Raw genomic sequence first — 20,117 nt, forward strand, 5'->3', positions numbered from 1 at the left:
CGAGATACCGCCACCTCGCGTAAGGTGGGAGAGCTTCATAAAAACCTCCAAGAAACCGCATCCCCTTGTGGGTGCGGAGGGACAAAAGTGTTTGCTGTGTGAACGATGTCCCCAAAGCCAACAATAGGTTGTCGGCTCACCACCAGTCCGTTAGCTCTAGCTAAAAGCTGAACTTTGGACGCAGTAAACTGACCAATTCGCTTCCAGTTCGCATCGCTGACAGAAACCTTTTTTTGAGTGTCGCCACTTACCCAACCAACATAAACTCGACCTGCCATTTCAGCTTTAACAACATCACCTTTTCTGACTCCATGGCGTGTTGTAGTTCCGCCGTATTTACGGCGTATACCACCTTGGGCTGGAACCATCAAATGCAGTTGCCTGCGAGAAATTGGAGGTCTACGAATCACCCTGAAAACGGATGGCGTTAGGACAACTGAACCTGTCCAAGTATGACCGCGAGTGTTGGCCGTGTGAAACTGTTCGTATTTGACCAACTCAGAGCAAGCTAAAGCCAAGCCATCAACAGCATGGCTTTCAGGGGTTTGAGCCGATTTGTCCTTTGACTTAACTAATCCTAATTGAGTTCTGAGATTGGCGGTTTTGTAGCCGAATTGTGTTTCAACCGGGGCTAATTTTGACAACCATCCCAGCATCACTTTTTGACCCACCATTACAGGAGAAAAGGATTTTGAACCATTTGCCTTCACATATTCGTAGACAATCTTACTGACTGGAAACAGACGGCATAGCTCAGTCGCTACTCGCAATTCAAGCTGTCGGTTAGCCCGGATACTGGGAGGCAACTTGTTCTGTCTGCGGTTGTTAAATCGCTTTTGACGATGGGCGCGTTTGGAGTAATCAACCTGGCGGTTAATTCTCCGTCCTCTGCGTCCGCGTCGCATCATACGGCGTTGCTCCATCCGGTCTTTGACAGTTTGAAACGGTAGAATCAGGTGAGCTAAAAACAGAGTAGCTTTCGCCGACTGTACGCCCACACCTGAATACAGCTTCCCGGGGTCAACCCCAACCGCAATAGATTGAGTATCTTCCCCAGAAGGCTGCTTAGTCAATTGGACGTAAAACACGCTCAAATCTGACCATTTGCCCACTGCCAATCCATCCCGAATCCAGCGACGGGCGCGACTTGGTTTAGTTGGCATTAACGGCTTGCCGTCAGGTGATAGAACTGGAACTCGTAGCATTGTGATAAACCTCTTTCGAGTTTGAGTCTCTTCGCCCACCGAACTCAACATGGCTTGGCTTTCCCAACGTCTCTAGCTAGGAGACTTGCAGATAAATCCGGTCTAGAGAAGCAACCGGAAGTGCGTAGCAGAGTTCGGCTCAATGGGCTAGTCAATTCTTAGTTGGAACCTAGCTATTCCAAGCCCCATCCCCTTGTGGGTGGGGTAATTGACAATTAGGGATGGCTACAATCTGTGTATGCAAGAACAATTCGCATCCAATCCGCCATGAAACCAATATTCCCCTTATACGATACAGACTACCAACTTTGGCTAGAACAAACCATTACCATCCTGCGCCTTGGACTAACTACCGTGGGACACACGGGAAGTTATACGCTTGGGGAGATTGGGACACTGGCTGGGTTGGAGCAATCCTGCTCAGTAAAGTCTGGTCGATGAACCAAGAATCCCCGTCGCGTGACTCGCGGGGAGTGTCAAGAAATTAAGTGCTATTCAGTAGAGGGTTTTGAGCTAATGACAGTTGTGCGATTTCCTTGGGATGAATTTCCATCAGTATGGATTCACGCCCCAGAATTAGCGGTGAAAAAGCATTTTGCTTACCATTCGGCTAAATCAGGAGACCCTAATGCTGCATATCAGTTGGTTAATGAGATGCTTTCAGAACAAGTAGTAGAACAGTTAGCATCTACATTTGCAGGCATCCCGATGATATTAGTTTCAGCCCACGCCATTGAAAATATTGGGGTGAATGCGATTCCTGAAGTATTAGCCAATTGCCTAGCTCAGAAATTACATTGGCGGGCAGATAGCGCCATCGTTCAAACCAATATTGTCGCCCATACCGGTGCCGATGGTTTTTCTCGGCTTGCCCGACAAGCTAAGTTTGAAGGAGCAGTTATCCCAGACCAATGTTATCTTTTAGTGGATGACTTTGTAGGACAAGGTGGCACTCTCGCCAACCTCCGCTCTCATATTATTCAGCGTGCAGGAAAGGTCATGGGTGCAACGGTCTTAACAGGCAAACCCTATTCAGCAAATCTTGCTTTAACAGAGTCAACTCTTAATGCACTGAGGTTAAAACATGGATGCGAACTTGAACAATGGTGGCAAAACCGATTCGGCTTCACCTTTGACTGCCTTACAGAGTCTGAAGCACGTTACTTGCTCAAAACCCCGACCCCTGACCGAATCCGAGATAAAATTGCTCAGGCAGAGCAAAGTTGAAATCGCCATGCGAGTGAATGAGCTTTTGGAGGTGAACTACCCCACCCTGCCGTTGGAGGATGGGGCTTCCTGATTCAATGGGAAGTGCTTTCTCTACCGAAATATAGCGAGTCTTATCTTCCCGACCCAGGCAGAAGTCCTAGTTCCTAAGACCCAAGTTTTCTCTGGCAACACAGCCCTTTTTAGCTTGGTTTTCGCTTTGGGAGTTAGTGGTCAAGATATATTTATCTTAGCTTTGAGTAAATTTTTTGTTACTAGGAAGCACCTCGAAAGAAGGCTCGCACTCTAATCTTTGATTGAGCGGCGGGAGGATGTCAGCCATTGCCAAAGACCGTATGAACTACTTTTTTAAGATATCCATTTTAACAGTAGGTGGATGGATTATGCTCAATTCCAGTGGGTCTAATTCCACCCTAGCCTCCCTTCTGGGGGATAGTTTGTTCGTGAAACGTTGCGTAGCAAATGGGGGGCAAACTCTCCCCTGTTCCCCGTTCCCCGTTCCCCGTTCCCTTTTTAAGGAATTCGCCCCCCCACAATTCCTGATGAGCCAAGCGACCTCAGAATTACGGGTCGGAGTGGGAGATCGCCTAGGTATTCAATTCTTAACTGCACCCCAATATAGCACTGAAGCTATTCTTCAACCAATGGGTAGTATTGAACTCATTGGCATAGGCAACCTATTTATCTTAGGCATGACCCTTGAACAGGTCGAGGAAGCGATCGCCCAAGTCTATCAAAGCGCCCAACTGTTAGATAATCCCCCGGTGAGTGTCACCCTGTTGGAACGCCCTCGTGCAACGGTTCAGGCCTTTCCTCTCACCAACGACCCCGTACCCACCCCCCCCCACGCTGAAGATCCCTACACATTAGGAGCAGGAGATCAGATCAGCATTGAAATTTTCCAGGTTCCCCAATACAGTGGACAGCACGAAATTCTCGTTAATGGCATGGTCAACTTACCCCAAGTGGGATCTCTTTCCCTGCAAGGAATGACCCTAGAAGAAGCGAGTCGGGCGATCGCCAACGCCTACGAAAATCGCCGTATCCTGCGATCGCCCCAAGTGACCGTCCGTCTCCTCAACACCCGTTCCGTGCGCGTCAGTTTAGCCGGAGAAGTCAACCGTCCCGGTTCTTATACTATGGAACGTCAAGGGTCATTATTCCCCACCCTCACCCAAGCCCTCAACACGGCCGGAGGGATTACCCAACTGGCTGACCTGGGCGCTGTAGAAATCCGTCGTCCTCAACGGAATGCCCCCGACAAAATTATTCGCGCCGATTTGTGGGACTTTGTACAACAGGGAAACCGCGCCAATGACCCCACCCTGCGGGATGGTGATACGATCTTTCTCCCCACCGTCAGCGAAACCAACTTAGCCCAAATGTCCCGCATTCCCACTATTAGCTTTAACGCCAACGCTGAACGCCCCCTAAACATCGTAGTGATTGGGGAAGTCTTTCGCCCCGGCCCCTACACCGTCACCGGGGCAGCCCGTACTGGGGCAGCCGGACTCCCCGGAGGAGGAGGTATGAGTGGAGTTCCTCCCACCGTCACGCGGGCGATTCAGGTGGCCGGGGGAATTAAACCCCAAGCGGATATCCGCCGCATCCAGATTCGGCGACGCACCAACTTAGAAGAGGAACGGATTGTCGAGGTGAATCTCTGGGAATTACTACGGGCTGGAGATTCCTTACAGGATGTCGTCCTCCAAGAAGGGGACACCGTTTTTGTTCCCCTTGCCCCAGAATTAAACCCCGAAGAAGCCATTCAAATCGCCGAGGCGAGTTTCTCCCCCGATACCATTGGCGTGCGTGTTGTGGGGGAAATTCGGGGCAATGGGGCCTTGAGAATCCCCCCCAATACCCCCTTAAATCAGGCCATTGTCGAAGCGGGAGGGTTTAATATAAGAGCGCACACCCGTTCTGTGGAATTAGTGCGGTTAAATCCCAACGGGACTGTCACGCGGCGCACCATTGACATTGATTTTGGCGCTCCCATTAACGACGACAACAACCCCGCCCTGCGCAATAATGATGTGATTTTAGTCCGTCGTTCTACACTGGCCAGCATTTCGGATACCTTATCGGAAATTACCCGCCCGTTGGATCAGACGTTGGGGTTATTTCTCTTTCCCCTACGGATTTTTAATATTTTCAACTAGGGCCGTGTGTTCACTTCGTGACGCTCCGCGTTCGCGCAGCGTTGCGCAGCAAACGCGAAGCGTTGCGTAGCAATTGAATTGGGCGAGTTTAGCCTGCATGGTGTAGTCTCTTTGAACCCGTTGCTGGGCTGCTTCTCCTAGGGCTTGACGCTGCTGGGGGTTTTGGGCGACTGTTGTAATAGCTTGGGCTAGATCCGCGATCGCCTGCCTTGGAGAAACAGCCGGAATTTTATACCCCGTCTCCGGTGTCACCAATAAACCTGGCCCCCCTAAATCCAAGCAAATCACCGGACACCCCACCGCCATTGCTTCTAAACAAACCATCCCCCCCGACTCATGCAAACTGGGGTGAAGCAGAGCCAATCCCTGCTGAAGCAGTGAGAGAACTTCCCCTCGGGGGAGTTTCCCGCAGAATTTAACCCGTTCCCCTAAACCAAAAGTGTGGGCTAAGGTGAGTAGGCGCTCTTTCTCCGGTCCCTCCCCAATCAGCCAATATTCAATAGTCTCAGGAATATCCGCTCTAGCAAACGCTTCTAGCCCTAAATGAAAGCCCTTCCAGTGCAACAAACGACCAATACTGAGGATAACCCGCCCCCCAGATTCCTCAACCCCCCGTTCCCTTAGTTCAAACTCAGCCCCAGATAACGCCAACTGGGAGAGAACTTCCACCCGTTTCGCCCCTAAAGCGCGTAGACGTTGGGCAGTTTGTTCCGTCGTCGCAAACGCTATTTCACTGCGCTGGGCGGTTAATTTAACAAAAGGGTCTAATTCTCCCAGGCCACGGGCAACATCTCGCAACAGTTCATAAAATTGACCCCGTAGACTAAACGTAGACCGAAAACCCGCCGGAGTCACCTCACCCCCACCCACTGGCCCCCAAATAAACGGCACAGGTAACAAGGCCAAAAAGCTGGGACTCCAATACTTCACATAGGTAACATGATGAATACAATCCCAACCCACTTGGGAGTAGAGTTGGCGCACCTGCTGATAGGCCAGAATTTGCCAGTAGTAATAATGCAAATGAACCAGCTTCCGTTGTAATTGAAGCGGTTGGAGGAAGGGAGGGAGATCACAATATAACACCGTCAAACCCGGACAAGGCTGCTCCTCCAAAGCGGCCGTAATCGCCGGACGATTGCTTTCCCGCGTCAGAATCCACACCTGATGCTGTTGGACTAACCCTTGAGCTAAATTCCAACCAATGGCAGGTTCTGACCCCTCTCCGGGGCGACAAGCATAGGCAGAGAGCAGAATTTTCAATGGTCTGGAGGTAGACATAGAGTTTCAGCGACACGACTTAGAAATTGGGCAGCTTGTTCTGGGCTATATTGTTCCATGAGGATCTTAGCCTGCTCTCCCCAAGTAGCCGCCAGACTGGGTTGTTCCAAAAATAGAGCCATTTTCTGGGCTAAAATATCCGTTGCTCTGGGGTCAAAAACAGAGCCATTTTTGCCCTCTTGAATTAATTCACAAGCTCCTGCCCATTGGGAACACAAAACGGGTTTTCCACAGACCAAAGCCTCTAAAACCACCATCCCCCAAGTATCCTCTAAGGTGGGAAAAACAAACACATCGGCTTGATGAAAATAAGACCCCAATTCTCCATAGTCTACACGACCCCACCAACGAATCCGTTCCGTTAATCCTTGCGCCTCACTCCATTGTTCTAATTCCGCTTTCTGCCCACCATCCCCCACCACCCACAGTTCATAATTGCACTTACCTTGGCTCTCTAACTGATGACAAGCTTCTAACAGGAAATTTAACCCTTTGCGGGGAATAATGCCGCCAACGAACAGGAAAACACAATCTGAGGTCTTTTTTAAAGGGGGGTGTACCTTATTCTTAAAATCCTGTTCAAAGGTTTGATTTTCAACCGTTAAAACATGGGGAAGCGGCACTTCATAGGGATGAACAAACAAGTTTTGCGGGGGACAATTTAAGCAAGTTTTTAAATAATCCCCTCCTCGGTGACTATTACTAATACAAGCATCAGCCCAACGAACCATCAGGCGACGCAGTGCCAAACGGGGAGTCGAATGACGATAATCTACTCCCGGAGAACTTCCCTCATAAGCAATTACAACTCGCCATCTTATGATAGGTTTTAGCAGTAAGACTAACAGCGTCCACATTCCAAAAGAATTGGAAAAAATAACATCGGGTGTAAAAGTGATTAGGGGTTTAATAATTCCCAAGGGGAGATAAGTAAAGTTATCGCCATAACTTTGTTTAGATGCGGATAAGGCGACAATTTTTCGTTCTCCTACTATTTCCACCTGAAAGCTATTTTCTAATCCCGGTGCATAACCATGCCAGCGACTGGTGAACACCGTGGTTTGAGGAAAGAGTTGACTGAGACTCTTCATGGTGGGTTGCCAATAGTAGAAGGCAGAAGTTAATAACCAAGCAATCCGCAAGTTTTTCATAGATAGGGAACAGGGAACGGGGAACAGGAGTCGAAAAAAGCAAGCCTTTTTGATTATTTATCCCTAAAACCTTGCAGTTTCTCGCTCCTAATCGAAAGTCCTAGTAATACTGCTTAGAGGGATATTCAGCAGTATAGGGTTTCACAAATTGGAAAACACTATTTAGGCCTTGTTGAATAAGTCCGAGAGTTGGGGAATGGGGAGTCAGAAGTCGGGGAAGAGAGAAGAGTCGGGAAATTAAGAATTATTGCCTTATGACTCCCCCCGATTCCTTGTTCCCTTGATTTCTAACGAGTGAGTCAAAACTTGTCAAGGTTGTATCACCGTACTCCAACTAAAGTAATTGATCTAAAGATTAGAGACTTTTCTGCTATCAAACGACGTTGATTATAAGGTAAAAAACCTAACAAACTTTCTGCAATTTCAATCATCCACTGAACGGGGAAAATGAGAGGAATCTGCAAGGTTAATTTAGACGAAACCTTCCGCAAAAAGACTTTAGAAAACCCTGCCGCACGGAATAATTTAGCCAGTTCCGAAATTTTATACTCTTTGAGATGAAAACCCGTAGCAACTTCATCAAAATACTTAGAAATATCATGGGGACCGGATAAAGCATGGGGGGTAATACAAACATAACGCCCACCGGGTTTAAGGGCTTTACAAATATTCTCTAATTGGGCAATAGCATCATCAGGATGTAAATGTTCCATTAACTGATTACTATAAATCAAGTCAATACTTTGGTCAGGAACAGGAATCGTACAACCATCAGAAATGATCACCTCAACATTATCGGGGAGTTGTAAATCCTTGGTTAACTCTGGAGAAACATCAACAGCATAAACTTTCTGCACCAATTTAGAGACTTCCCTCGAAAAGTCACAACGCCCTGGACCGACTTCTAAAAAGACCGTCTGGGGCGTTAAAAACTCAGTAATGATTTTTAACTGGTTTTGCCAAATGGATTGATTCTCCTCGGTCACTTTACGAGTTAATAAAGAGTGATGAGGTACTTTTTGAAAAAGTTCATCATATAACTGAGTATATAAATGCTCTTGTTGTCGCTGTTCAATGGTGGAACTTAGTAATTTCTGAGCTAATTGTTTTTCAATTAAATAGTGTTCAGTAATTTGCTCAAGGGTTCGTTGCTCTTTCAGGGGGATTTTAATTTTTAAGCTCATACCAGTCACCTCAATTTGCTTTATTCTAATCAAGGTTTTCTCCCAGAGTCCCTCAACTTTAGAAAAGTTGATGAAAAACAGTAGCTGCAAAGCGTTCAGGGGAATGTTGACGTGCTAGGTCTGCCATTTTACTGGGATTTCCCCAGATTTTTGCTCTTTGGGGGTGATTTTGTGTTCCCGTAGCGTTGGGTAGTCCGGGGGAACGATTTGGTGGAGAGGAATCGGTTAAAAATTGAGTAAATCCTTGAGCAATTGCACTTGGTTGACTACTATCTATAGTTAATCCTAATTCATAGCGTTGAACCATTTGACCCATTAGGCCATAATTAGAACTGAGAACAGGTTTTTGAGTAGCGGCCGCAAGGAGCAAAATTCCACTCATTCCCACATGACGCTGATAGGGGGCTAAAATAACATCGGCGAGTTGGAAATATTGGGAAACTTCAAAGTGAGGGATAAATTGGTAGTGTCGGACAATTTGGACGGGGTGGTTTTGACAGAGATTGTCAATTTTAGGGTTGAGATCATCAGCAATGTTAGACTCTCCCACTAAGAATAAACAGAGTTTTTGTGCTAAATGATCTGGGAGTTGTGCGATCGCCTCTAACAAAGGATAAACCCCTTTTCTCTCGTTCAACGCCCCAAATAGCAAGAAAATCTGCCGTTGAGAATCTATTCCCCGCGATTGACAAAACACCTCTCGTTGTACCGTGACAGGGGGGATTTCTTCTACGGGGTCAGGAACGTGGACAATTTTATGAGAAGATGACCACTGGCGAATAGAATCTAAAACGAAGGGATCTAAACTTAAAAGTTTTGTGAACTTGGCTTGACTTAGAACCCGAAATAATAGCCATTTTTCCCAAGAGAGTTGTAGAGACTCACGAAGTGTTAAAGGAGAATCAGACCACTGGGGATAGTGAAAACGAGGACGGAAATAGATGCCAGAAAGAGAACAAAAAGAATCTAATCCCAAGGCTAAAGGTAAAATATAGGTATCTAAATAGAGAATTACACAATGCTTGACTTGCAGTTGTTTAGCATAGCGTTGTAAGAGTCGCCATTCCTGAAAATTTCGCCGTTGGCGACCCCATTTAGACTGACGAGAAGCTAAAGCGGTTTCTTCTTCTGAAGTAATGGCTACAAACTCAATTGAATCAGCACCATCCGCTAATTGAACGACTTCAGGATGTTCTGTTAAGAAACGGGGAGATACCACAAGATAAAGAAAATTGACCGTATTTTGAGCTAACCAGTAGCTGATGAGATGACGAATATAATTGGGATGATGACCTCGGATAGAAAGGTCAAACAACATGATACTGGTCTGAAAATCCTGTAAAGACGAATTCAAGAATTGGGACATTACGATTTGAGTTAAAATAGGATAGAGCTTGCTGAATAACTTTACTCGTGGGGCTAGGAAACAGGAAACAGGGAACAGGGGGAATCGGAAAAAGGCAAGCCTTTTTGATAATTTATCCCTAAAACCTAGCAGTTTCTCGCTCTTAAAACGGCTAAAAGTCCTAATAACACGGCTTAGAGAGATATTCAGTAGAACCTAGGATATTTTCTAAGCCTAACCTATTTGCGGTGTATGTGGGCAAAATTTACCCAAAAATTTGGGTCTATGAATGAAAAATACATTCGCCTTTAGGCAGGGGATTGTCAACTACTTTGGGGCGCAGGGAAAGTAACGTCTCTAGAGAGACTAGCCTCTGCTTGGATGGGGAAACCTATCTCAGATTAAATGTTTAGTTGCTCTTTCGCCCGATGTTCATGCCAACGAATCATAATAATCATAGTAATAAAAAGAGTATAGCCCGGTTCTTCCATTTGGGAAAAAATGAACCCACAGGAGGCAACAGATAAAATAGTAAATCGGCAAAAATCATCTTTACAAAGATAAGCCCAGACCACATAGCCTAAAAATAAGTAACTAGCCAATCCTAACCAACCTGTATCTCCCCAAATTCCAGCCCACCCCCAAAGGGGAGAAAACATACTAGATTGATCTCCTAACCAACTGTTCATCACCGCTTGCCATGTCTCAAAAGTGGCTGGGTGAGAAGTAACACCTAATGGACCTAAGAGATGTTCATATTCTCGAATCATCCACCCTCCTAAACGTCCCACGGTATGCCCTGGTCCTAAACCGAATAAATGATGTAAGGGGGTAGTCATGTGAGAAGAAATGATGCGAATGGAAGCCGTTTTGAGTAAGGTGGCTTCTCCATCAGGGCCATAAATTTCGGGTCTTGCCCAAGTGTTAAAAGCCGAACAAGCGGGAATATTTTGGGCGCAAAATAATAATCCGTAAGCGGCTAAAAATCCTCCGATTAACCATTTAATAGCTTCAACAATACTGGCGAATTTAGTCATAATTAATAAGCCTGCTCCCATAAATAGAAATAGCATCACTTGTTTGCTATCAGATACTAGCATTTGCCAAAATCCCCAGACTAGGGGTAGTATTCTTTTCCATAGGGGAGCATTTTTTTCACTGACCCAATAATACAGACCAAAGGTTAAGGCAACAGATGAGCCAACGACATGGCCTGCTCCAGATTCGTAGAAGATTCCTTGAATATAGTCAGGATTCCAATATTTGGGGTGCATTTTTAATTGGACAAATAGAATATATTGGGCGGTTGCCCAGATGAGATTACAAAAGCCGAAACGAATCACCCACTTTCTGAACCAAGAAACACGCTCTGGATTCATGGGAACACAGGTCATTGTTAGGGCTAGGATAAAGGGTTCTCCAAAAAGTAGGAAGTTAACAATAACATTAATAATGCCAGCATCGTTGAGTAAAGCACTAGCAAACATAACCCAAAGAAATATAAATAAGCCTGCAAAAAGCATCCAAGAAGTAGTTAATTGCTGCGGATCTTTGGAACGACTTTTAGTTAAGGCAATCCAACAAGCTAAGGGAATGGTAGCAAAGTGGGCAAAGTTAATAAAGGAGGGGAAACCTAGGGTATCTAGAACTCGGGAAAAATAGGCACTGGCAAAGGCTAGGAGAATGAGCGTAGAAGTTTGAATATACCCTCTATTCTCTTCTTCTGAAAATTGTGCTTCATAGAGTTGATTTAAGCGAGGATTCATCAAAAACTCCTTGTGGAAACCCCCACCTCGCCGCACAGGTGGGACTAGAGCAAAATTACTAATTCAGGTTTGCGGAACATCCTTCTAAGCCCTGTTACTAGGACTTTCGATTGGGAGCGAGAAACGGCAAGGTTTTAGGGATAAATAATTACAAAGGCTTGCTTTTTTCCGACTCCCCCTGTTCCCTCGCCTTACGATTAGAGTAATTCAGCAAGTCCTCACTAGGGTCTGCGTCGGGAGGATGGGAGAGGGTGCTGTTGAATGATTTCTCTAACTCGGTAAATTGGTCGATCTTGAGACTCATGGTAGGTGCGCATCATTAATTCGGCAAGGAGTCCAAAGCTGAAGAGTTGAAGACCTGTGAGGAGGAGTAGGACGGCGAAGATGAGTAGGGGGCGATCGCCAATATCTTGACCCAAACCTAGCTTAAGGACGGTGAGGTAACTGGCGAGGATGATCCCGAGTAGGCTAGAAACAATCCCTAATAGCCCAAAAACGTGCATAGGACGGGTCAAAAACTTCTTCATGAAGTAGACGGTAAACAGATCCATCATGACCCGCAGCGTGCGTCCTAGGCCGTATTTGCTGCGTCCATGTTGGCGAGGGTGATGGCTGACGGGGAGTTCAGTAATACGAGCGCCTTCGATAAAGGCGAGGGCGGGGAGGAAGCGGTGGAGTTCTCCGTAAAGGTTAAGGTCGGCGGCGATTTCGGCTCGATAGGCTTTGAGGGAACAGCCGTAATCATGGAGTTTAACACCGATAATTTTCCCGATGAGCCAGTTGGCTATTTTGGAGGGGAGGAGGCGGGTCAAGGCGGCATCCTGACGTTTCTCACGCCATCCACTGACGAGATCATAGCCTTCGTTGAGTTTGGCGAGGAGTCGGGGAATATCGGCTGGGTCGTTTTGGAGGTCGCCATCGAGGGTAATTATGACTTGTCCTTGAGCATGATGAAATCCGGCCGACATGGCGGCGGTTTGACCGTAGTTTCGACGGAGTAGGATGGCTCGGAGTTGGGGAAATTGTCGGGAGTGGGTTTTGAGCCATTCACCCGAACCGTCTTGAGATCCGTCGTCTACGCAGATCAGTTCGTAGGTCAATCCGGTGTTGTGGAGACTTTGGGCGATCGCCTCTAGCAGCTGAGGGAGGCTTTCCACTTCGTTGTAAATGGGGACAACAATGGAGAGTTCAGGGGTAGACAGCGCTAGATTTTGGGTGTAATCAGACGAGTGAACAGGCTTCATAAAGACCTCCGGGAAACCCCAGTGCCTTGTGCCTGGGGAGGGATAGGAGCATCGATTGAGTGGGGTACGGCTTCGCAGTTATCTGCTACGATGCCCCCGAAATCGACACACAATCAAAGTACCTCACAGATAACCTTATCCCGACATCGAAATGGCTAAGGTGCTGGTTCAAACAAAGGATACTGGGGCGCAGGGGGAAGGGAGACGAGGAATTAAGACTTATTCCCGATTTCCTGTTCCTTGAACTTTCAGATAAATCGTTTTTAGCTGCTCATAGTTTTGTTCGGCTGTATATTTTTGCAAAAATTCGGCTCGGGCGTGGTTTCGCATGGAGTGGAGGAGGTGGGGATGGGCGATCGCATGATTAACTTTACTCGCTAAATCTGAACTATCACCGGGGCGGAATTTCAAGCCTGTCACCTCATCTTGGACTAATTCCGCGATCGCCCCAATATCCGACGCTATCACCGGAGTTCCTTTAGCAAACGCTTCCACCGCTACCCGACCAAAGGTTTCATACCATTTGGAGGGAAACACTAAAAACAAGGCCTCTCCCATTAACTCGTAAACCTCCGCAAGGGGCCGTCTGCCTAACCACTCAATATGGGGAAAACGTTCCGTGGCCTGAACCACCCAATCTTGTAGGGGACCGTCCCCCACAATTTTCAAGGGTACCCGCTTCCCTAACTTTTCCCACGCCGCCAATAAAACATCTAATCCCTTTTCCACCGATAACCGCCCCACATATAACCCATAGCCCCCCTGGCCTTGACCCGCCCCGGGGTCAGGAGCGACAAAATTGGGCTTCACGACGATTTTCTCCCCCGGTAAACCGGCCTCAATAAACTTATCGCGGGCAAATTGACTTAAGGCAATAAACTGATTCACCTGTTTAGACCAAGTTTGTAAAAGGCGATGGGTGGTGATCATCGCGGCCGTTACCCCAGTGGCCAGACGGTTATCCCGGTAGCAAGCGTGAACAATACCGGGGTAAGGAATCAACTGACCCAAACAGTCTTCACACACTTGACCTTGGCGGAAAAATAGCCCATTGGGGCAAAGGAGACGGTAATTTCTCAGACTTTGGACTACGGGGACTCCTTCCGCCTTGGCCGCATAATAAACCGAGGGGGAAATTAGGGGGAAAAAGTTTTGAACGTGAACTACATCAATCTGGTGCTGGCGGATTTTATCCCGCACAATCTGATAAGACTCCCCAGACCAAATCGTGCGACCCGCTAATTGCAGGGAATTGAAAGCCTTCATCCGTTCTTCATCATTGGTTTCTTGGTAAGACTCGACGAATTCTCCCCCTCCACGTAATAACCGTTCTTCTGCGGCTGAGGATTCATCTTCCCCCCCTCGAATCCGATATAAGTTATGGACGATTAAGATTCTCATAAATTTCTTCTAAACGGCGGGTTTGTTGCGCTCGGTTAAAATGCCTCACCATCTGTTCTCGTCCCCCTTGGCTAAACTGTTGCCATAAGTCGGGATTTTTGAATAGTTCTAAAATGTATCCTCCCAGTTCCTGACTGTCTTGTTCTGCCGTGAGAAATCCCGTTTTTTCGTGCAGAACCGCTTCGGGAATGCCAGCGTGATAGGTACTAACCACCGGGAGTCCCATAGCTTGGGCTTCTAAAATGACATTGGGTAATCCTTCCGAGTCTCCTTCTGGGGAAGTAATGCTTGGAGCCGCTAATACGTGGGCTTGATTCATCCAAGCTTTGACCACACTTGGGGGTTGAACCCCTAGAAATTGATACCGTTTTAAGCATTGCTGGGCAAGGGTTTCTAGGTCAGTTCTCAGGGGGCCATCCCCAATCATCACTAATTCCACATCGGGTAATTGCCTTTGAACGTCGCTCATGGCGAGTATGAGAAATTTAACCCCTTTTTTTTCGGTTAAACGACCCACAAATAAAACAATCGGCCTACGGGGAATCTGAGGATTGGGGCTAAATTTCTCGATATCAACCCCGTGATAGTGGGTGATGATTTTTTCGGGGGGAAAACCTTGTTCTAACAGCTTTTGGTGTAGGAATTGACAGACCGTGAGGAAAAGGTGACTGTCTCGCTGGAGTTGGGGTAGGCGTTGAAAATAGAGCCAGTGATTGAGGGAGGTATAGCGGGCGCAATCCGCTCTGATTGTGGCATCTGCGCCCCGATAATGGACAATTAGGGGAATTTTGAGGGATTTTGCCCAAGGTAGGGCTAAAGTGCCACTGAGTCCAAATTGAGCATGAATGAGTACCGGGTCAAGGGCGCGGATTTGGGAGTAGAGTTGAGGCGCAAATCCGGTGAGTTTAAAGAGTTGTTCTTGGAGTTTACCCCCTAGTCCCCCTTGATTGACTACCCAAGTCCGCTCCTCCGGTAATTCTAACCCCTCCACCCGTCGTGACCCCACATAATACCCCTTGAACTCTTGAAACTGTTCCACCGGGTCGCGAATAAAAGTTTGAGAAGAGGGAAGTAATAAACTACTAAAAATAATCACATTTTTCATCAAGAACCTCCGGGACTTTGGAAACCCTGTCTCTTCAGAGCAGGGAGGAGTCAACAGATCTCTAGGAAACCGTATCCCCTTGTGGATGGGGTAATTGATTGATCAATCTTCGCGTAGCGTTGCCAACACTGTTGAAGCATCCCGTTGAATATTGGTGCGATTATCATCATAGATTTGTAGCGTATCTAAGTTCAAATGACGACTCAGGCGTTGGGCTGCCCGAACATTGCCTCCCGAGGCATCTAAAAAGGTTGTAATACTAGCATGGCGGATGCGATTGGGACTGATTCGCTTGGGAATTCCCGCTTGTTGCGCAATCACACGAACAATGCGTTCAAGCGAGGCCGGATGTAAGCGCTGTCCCACTGTCGATCGATTGAGGGAACTAAACAACGGGTCTTGGGGTCGAGTTTCCCCGCGAGTTGCTAACCAGTCTTCAATCGCTGCAATTGTCGAAGGTGTTAACGCAATACACTCCCGTTGAGTTCCCCTCCCCTTGCTCAAAATCATCAACTGTTTACCTTCGGGATCAAAATCCCGTACTTCGGTATTCACCAACTCCCCCCGTCGGAGGGCATTGTCCCACAATAAACATAACATCGCGTAATCCCGCTTGCCTCGGATCGAGGAGCGGTCACACTGCTGGAGCATTTGTTTAAACTGCTCAGGACTAATTCCCGTAGTATCGCGATACTTCGTCACTCTTTCCCCTCGTACCCCCACCAACGTCCAGTCACAACAGCCTACCTGATGGGCGTAATTGACCAAACTCCGCAAGGCTGATAAACGTCGATTCACCGTGGCTTCCGCCAATCCCCGTTGAATCATAGAAGCCTTATACTCTAACGCAATGGATAGTGCACTAAAGCGGTCTAACTGGAGAAACTGAAGAATTAACTCTTCGGATAACTCCTCCCCTGCCATAGTCTGAAAAAAGTCCTTTAAATCCTTAAGATACGCCCGACAGGTATTCGGTGATCGCTTACCTGCCAACAACTCCGCTACTAGGTCTCGATTTCGTCGTCGGAGAAAACCGTGACTGAGCTGTGTCAGTTTGTTTTGGGTCATGTAAAATCCTCCGGGAGATGGGAAACTGCCATTTTCAAATGGCAGAGGAAAATCGACGCCGTTTCGTCCGTACCAGAGCCTCGATTCAAGCCAAACGCACCAAGGGAGCGAAAAGGCTCCTGAGAAGGCTCTCCTGGAAGGAATCGAGGTTTCAAGCGTGGGTTAACGTGATTCTTGTTGATCCGCGCTACAGGAGCCAGACGTGCGCTCGATGCCACCATATTCACCCGGAGCGGGGGAAATTTTATCGGAAGGGTAAGGTTTTCAAGTGTGGGCATTGTGGTTTCGAGATTGACGCGGATTGAAATGGGGGGATGAATATCGCTTCTTTGGGGGCATCTGTAAGCTGTCCCGAACGCTCGGTTTTCGTTTGTCAATTAGAGGGACAACTTTGGTTGTTGTCGGACTTCGGAAACTAGGGCGAAAGCCCCGTCTCTTTAGATCAGGGTAAGCTTACTGCTAATCTGAACCCCTCAAAAGTTAATTAAGTGTGATAATCCCACTTTTCTTTCTCAATTCTACCGGAAGGGGCGATTTGCGAGTTCTGTTCTAAAATCTGTTGACACTCTTGGGCGATTTGCCATAATTCATCGGGGGTCAGGTTTTGCTGGAGGGCGGTCTGGAGTTGGGCGATCGCCTGTTCCCAAACTGCTAAGGTCGGCACTTGACCTAAGACGGCCATAATTTTGGGGTGTTCGGTCTGTCCGGTCTGTTCGCTGCTACAGATGAGGGATTCGTGGAGTTTCTCCCCCGGTCGCAGTCCAGTAATTTGGATGGCAATATCCTCCCCTGGGGTAAAACCGGCTAGTTGAATCATTTGTTCGGCTAGGTCATAAATTCGCACGGGAGTTCCCATATCTAAGATCAGGGTCTGACCGGATTGACCTACGGCAAGGCTCTGAATGACCAATTGGGAGGCTTCGGGGGTGGTCATGAAGTAACGGGTCATGGCGGCATCGGTGACGGTTACAGGGCCGCCTCGGGCAATTTGGGCCTGGAAGATGGGAACGACACTGCCCCGACTGCCGAGGACATTGCCAAAGCGCACGACGAGAAAGCGGGTGTTGGCGGTCGATTCAGGGCTAGGACTCTCGGGTTTTGTGGGATGTCCGGAGTTGACTGCCTTGTTCTCTGTCAGGGAGGGATTATCCGTTTGTGAAACGTTGTGTAGCAATGGTGTGGGGCGGTGGTTACTGAGGGGAGTTGAAGTGACGTCGGGTTGAATGTTGAGAGGAGAGGGGGGGGGACTGATTGACGGGGGGGCGGATGGGGCTAAGAATGGCTTCTCTAGGGAGGGGGGTGTCTTGGCGGACGGCAGGGGGGAAATTTGTTGAGTGACTCCCTTGACGAATAATTCCGCCAGACGTTTACTGAGTCCCATGAAGTTACAGGGGTCTACGGCTTTGTCGGTGGAGATCATCACGAAGGTTTGCACCCCAAAACGGGCGGCCAGTTGGGCGAGTTGGGCGGAGGCGAGGGTATTATTTTCGAGGGCTTCGCTGGGGTTATGCTGCATTAAGGGGACGTGCTTATGGGCGGCGGCATGGAAGACAATTTGGGGTCGCCAGGTTTGAAAGACTTGTTCAAGGCGGGTCTTGTGGCGAATATCGGCAATAATGGGTGTGGTGGTGAGATGGGGAAATGTCCGTTTTAGCTCCTGTTCGATGAGAAAGATACTATTTTCCCCTCGACCGAGGAGAAGCAGGTGCTGGGGCTGTAAACGGGCTAATTGACGACAGATTTCTGAACCAATAGTACCCCCGGCACCGGTGACTAGGATAGAGCGTTGGTAAATTTGTTCACTGGCTGAGGGGAATTGGTTGTTAAAGGGTTGGGAGAAATCGAGGCGGATTTCAGCGCGTCCCAAGATATCTTGAATCTGGATGTCTCGGGCTTGGGGGGTGAGGGAACGGTCTTGTAAGAGTTCGGCCTGTCCGGGTAGGATTTTGAGTTTGAGGGTGGTGCCACTGGTGAGGTTGACAATGCGACGAATTTGTTCGGCACTGGCCGAGGGCATGGCGATGAGGATTTCTTGAATTTGATGGTGTTGTGCGATCGCCAAAAGTTGACTGGTGCGCCCCAAAACCTTAATCCCCTCGACTCTCCGCCCCATCTTAGTCGGGTCATCGTCTAAAAACCCCACAATCTGCAAGTTGAGATGGGGGTTTTGTCGTACTTCTTGGACTATCAGGGAACCGGCCATACCAGCCCCTAGGAGTAGGACCCGTTTGGGGGGGACTAAATGCCTCGATTTGCGCCACAACGGTTGTTGAATGGAGCGCCGTCGGGCATAGCGCACCGCCACCATCCCCATTAAGCAGAAACTCCAATCAATGGCCGCTACTCCTAAAGGAATGCCCGCAAAGGGAGTGAAGCGAGGGAGGAGGAGGCGAGTGATGACCAGAACCAGCAGGGAGTAGAAACTCACCGCATTCAGAAGCCGAATAAAGTCCCGCAGACCAAATAAGCGCCAGACTTGTTGATATAGACCAAATCCAGCTTGAATCAATAACCGACCCGGAATGGCTAGGAGGGGGAGCAGCCAAGCTATTGTTTCATGGGGGGGGTAAATCTCGCCCTCAAAGCGGATGATGAAGGCGAGGAGGCAGACTGAACCCGCAATGAAGCCATCAAGACCCAATTGGGCGAATCGGTAAAAGGAGGGCAAGCGCTTGGACATTAGGGAGCTTCCAGAGGGAGATTTCTGTTTGCCAGAAACTGTATCATATTCAACGTTTCTAAGCTTTTCCGGTCTTATCCGGTTCAACTTGGGCGAGTTCAGCTTGAAGGCGAGGAATTTGTTCAAGGATAATGGCGGCGAGGACGGCCACCATGAATCCGGCAATGAGGGACAAGATAATCAGTTGTAAACGGGAGCGAGAGGGTTGTGTGATGGGGGACTCACTCAGGACGGTGATGGGGAGAACTTGCTGTGTAAAGGGGGCTGGATTGTCTAAACTTTGTTGTAAGAAAGCTTGGTCAAATTGAAAGGCGGTAAGGCTGGCTAATTGGGAAGCTCGTTCCGATTGAAGGGCTTCTTGCCGTGGGGAATCGGTGGGGTTGGTTTGAGCAAGTTGTTCTTCTAGTCGGGTGATGACTTTTTCCAGTCGTTCAATGTAGAGGGTGATTTCTCCTAAACTGGCTTGGATATCGGTTTTTAAAACCTCTTGTAGGTCTTCGTTGAGTTGCTCAAGGACGACGGAGGGGGCTGCTTCGAGGGTGCTGTTATCGTCCGATTTTAGGGTGAGAGTAATTTTCTGGCTGGTTGTATCGTAATTCGATTGCAGGCTGAAGGATTCGGGGGTTTGAGTCTGCAAGAGTTCAGTGGTTAATGTATTGGCTCGGTTGATATCCAGTCTGGGGACTGAACTGGGGACTGAACTGCGATCTGTGAGGAAGAAGGGATTAAATCTGAGGGAAAGGGTGACAGTTTTTTGATAGGGGGGTTTGGGTTGCAGGAAGGAGTAAGCTACGGCCAAGAGGGAGATGGTGAGGGTGGAGAGGCTGATCAATTTCCACTGTCGTATAAAGAAGCGGATAATATCCACGAGGGAAATTTCGTCGGTGTCGTCAATCAAGACGGGTTGGGGTTGGGGATGAGTGAGTGGTGGGGTTTGTTCTTTCTCCATGCTTTTTGGGGATATTTTGGGGGAATTGGGGTTTGGGTGTATCAGGCCGCATTGTAGCGCAATCTCGGGAGGGTGAGAAGATGGGGCAAATTCTTTATGAGCAGGATTATTATAGCTGGGCATTCAATCAAGCCAATTTACTCCGCGAGGGACGCTTTGAGCAGTTGGATGTTGCCCATTTGGTTGAGGAGTTAGAGGATTTGGGCAATCGACATTACGACCAATTAGAGACACGGTTGATGCAGTTAATGGCTCACCTCTTGAACAAAAAGAGCGACGCACTCCCCCACGCCAGGTGGGAGAGCTTCATAGAATGAGGATTTCTGCTGCATCACCAGAGTTTTTTACG

At 48.1% G+C, this 20,117-nt stretch carries 16 protein-coding genes; 4 read left to right on the plus strand and 12 right to left on the minus strand.

The annotated features are described in order from the left end of the window. Positions 1-35 precede the first annotated feature (35 nt). Positions 36-1,256 (minus strand): RRXRR domain-containing protein, encoded by a 1,221-nt coding sequence (locus tag SPI9445_RS0100265; protein ID WP_017302706.1) that lies wholly within the window; start codon positions 1,254-1,256, stop codon positions 36-38. Between the two features lie 465 nt (positions 1,257-1,721). Between SPI9445_RS0100265 and SPI9445_RS0100270 the strand changes: the two genes are divergently transcribed. Continuing rightward, complete coding sequence (locus tag SPI9445_RS0100270) at positions 1,722-2,432, plus strand: phosphoribosyltransferase (protein WP_017302707.1); 711 nt, start codon at positions 1,722-1,724, stop codon at positions 2,430-2,432. 383 nt (positions 2,433-2,815) lie between these two features. Further along, a complete protein-coding gene (locus SPI9445_RS23715) occupies positions 2,816-4,594 on the plus strand; it encodes a polysaccharide biosynthesis/export family protein (RefSeq protein ID WP_237747904.1) in 1,779 nt (592 codons plus the stop codon). Here the strand turns inward: SPI9445_RS23715 and SPI9445_RS0100280 are convergent. The 9 genes from SPI9445_RS0100280 to SPI9445_RS0100320 form a co-directional block, all read right to left on the minus strand. After that, entirely contained in the window at positions 4,568-5,875 is a 1,308-nt protein-coding gene (locus SPI9445_RS0100280; protein ID WP_033373889.1) for a glycosyltransferase family 4 protein, read from the minus strand. The two genes, SPI9445_RS23715 and SPI9445_RS0100280, sit on opposite strands and share 27 nt — an antisense overlap. After that, positions 5,854-7,026 (minus strand): glycosyltransferase family 4 protein, encoded by a 1,173-nt coding sequence (locus tag SPI9445_RS0100285; protein ID WP_017302710.1) that lies wholly within the window; start codon positions 7,024-7,026, stop codon positions 5,854-5,856. Before SPI9445_RS0100285 ends, SPI9445_RS0100280 begins: the two co-directional genes overlap by 22 nt. Before the next feature lie 320 nt (positions 7,027-7,346). Continuing rightward, positions 7,347-8,210: a class I SAM-dependent methyltransferase gene (locus tag SPI9445_RS0100290; protein WP_017302711.1), complete on the minus strand. Its 864-nt coding sequence runs from the start codon at positions 8,208-8,210 to the stop codon at positions 7,347-7,349. 58 nt (positions 8,211-8,268) lie between these two features. After that, positions 8,269-9,576, minus strand: coding sequence for a glycosyltransferase (locus SPI9445_RS0100295; protein ID WP_017302712.1), 1,308 nt, complete (start codon positions 9,574-9,576; stop codon positions 8,269-8,271). A gap of 380 nt (positions 9,577-9,956) precedes the next feature. Beyond that, positions 9,957-11,321, minus strand: coding sequence for a hypothetical protein (locus tag SPI9445_RS0100300; RefSeq protein ID WP_017302713.1), 1,365 nt, complete (start codon positions 11,319-11,321; stop codon positions 9,957-9,959). 221 nt (positions 11,322-11,542) lie between these two features. Next, positions 11,543-12,565: a glycosyltransferase family 2 protein gene (locus tag SPI9445_RS0100305; RefSeq protein WP_017302714.1), complete on the minus strand. Its 1,023-nt coding sequence runs from the start codon at positions 12,563-12,565 to the stop codon at positions 11,543-11,545. Between the two features lie 219 nt (positions 12,566-12,784). After that, complete coding sequence (locus SPI9445_RS0100310) at positions 12,785-13,966, minus strand: glycosyltransferase (protein ID WP_017302715.1); 1,182 nt, start codon at positions 13,964-13,966, stop codon at positions 12,785-12,787. Continuing rightward, entirely contained in the window at positions 13,944-15,071 is a 1,128-nt protein-coding gene (locus tag SPI9445_RS0100315) for a glycosyltransferase (RefSeq protein WP_017302716.1), read from the minus strand. The genes SPI9445_RS0100310 and SPI9445_RS0100315 overlap by 23 nt, the downstream gene beginning before the upstream one ends. A 102-nt stretch (positions 15,072-15,173) precedes the next feature. Continuing rightward, on the minus strand, positions 15,174-16,139 hold the full coding sequence (locus tag SPI9445_RS0100320) for a tyrosine-type recombinase/integrase (protein WP_033373891.1): 966 nt from the start codon (positions 16,137-16,139) through the stop codon (positions 15,174-15,176). A gap of 38 nt (positions 16,140-16,177) precedes the next feature. Between SPI9445_RS0100320 and SPI9445_RS31805 the strand changes: the two genes are divergently transcribed. Continuing rightward, on the plus strand, positions 16,178-16,444 hold the full coding sequence (locus SPI9445_RS31805; RefSeq protein ID WP_017302718.1) for a zinc ribbon domain-containing protein: 267 nt from the start codon (positions 16,178-16,180) through the stop codon (positions 16,442-16,444). A 179-nt stretch (positions 16,445-16,623) separates the two neighbouring features. On the opposite strand, the gene SPI9445_RS31550 is transcribed toward SPI9445_RS31805, so the two are convergent. Then, the gene (locus tag SPI9445_RS31550; protein WP_017302719.1) at positions 16,624-18,819 is read right to left on the minus strand and encodes a nucleoside-diphosphate sugar epimerase/dehydratase; all 2,196 of its coding nucleotides are present in this window, start codon (positions 18,817-18,819) and stop codon (positions 16,624-16,626) included. 58 nt (positions 18,820-18,877) lie between these two features. Beyond that, positions 18,878-19,768: a hypothetical protein gene (locus tag SPI9445_RS0100335; RefSeq protein WP_017302720.1), complete on the minus strand. Its 891-nt coding sequence runs from the start codon at positions 19,766-19,768 to the stop codon at positions 18,878-18,880. 80 nt (positions 19,769-19,848) lie between these two features. Between SPI9445_RS0100335 and SPI9445_RS23725 the strand changes: the two genes are divergently transcribed. Then, positions 19,849-20,085 (plus strand): DUF29 domain-containing protein, encoded by a 237-nt coding sequence (locus SPI9445_RS23725; RefSeq protein ID WP_017302721.1) that lies wholly within the window; start codon positions 19,849-19,851, stop codon positions 20,083-20,085. Positions 20,086-20,117 lie beyond the last annotated feature (32 nt).

Origin of the sequence: Spirulina subsalsa PCC 9445, assembly GCF_000314005.1 — a bacterium.
In the GTDB taxonomy this organism is placed as follows: domain Bacteria; phylum Cyanobacteriota; class Cyanobacteriia; order Cyanobacteriales; family Spirulinaceae; genus Spirulina_A; species Spirulina_A subsalsa.